This window comes from Methylobrevis albus (genome assembly GCF_015904235.1).
GTDB classification, from domain to species: domain Bacteria; phylum Pseudomonadota; class Alphaproteobacteria; order Rhizobiales; family Pleomorphomonadaceae; genus Methylobrevis_A; species Methylobrevis_A albus.
Genome location: NZ_JADZLT010000035.1, coordinates 1 through 300, shown reverse-complemented (window position 1 = coordinate 300; position 300 = coordinate 1). Strand labels below are relative to the sequence as shown.

The window sequence follows — 300 nt, the reverse complement described above, 5'->3', positions numbered from 1 at the left end:
CTGCTTGTCGTCCTCGAGGCGACCGGCGGCTTCGAGAGCGTGGCGGCGGCCAGTCTCGCCGCCGCGGGGCTCCCCGTCGCGGTGGTCAACCCAAGCCGGGTCCGCTGCTTCGCGCAGGCGATGGGCAAAAACGCCAAGACCGACGCCATCGATGCCGCGGTCATCGCGCACTTCGCCGACGCCGTCCGGCCGGAGGCCCGCGCGTTGCCAGACGAGGAAACGCGCATCTTCGCCGATCTCGTCGCCCGCCGGCGGCAGATCATCGCCATGATGGTCGCCGAGCGTCAGCGCGACAAGCGC

At 71.7% G+C, this 300-nt stretch carries 1 protein-coding gene; it reads left to right on the top strand.

Features of this window, described 5'->3' with window-relative positions:
- A partial coding sequence (locus I5731_RS00360; protein ID WP_235981454.1) for an IS110 family transposase occupies window positions 1–300 on the top strand: 300 nt, incomplete at both ends.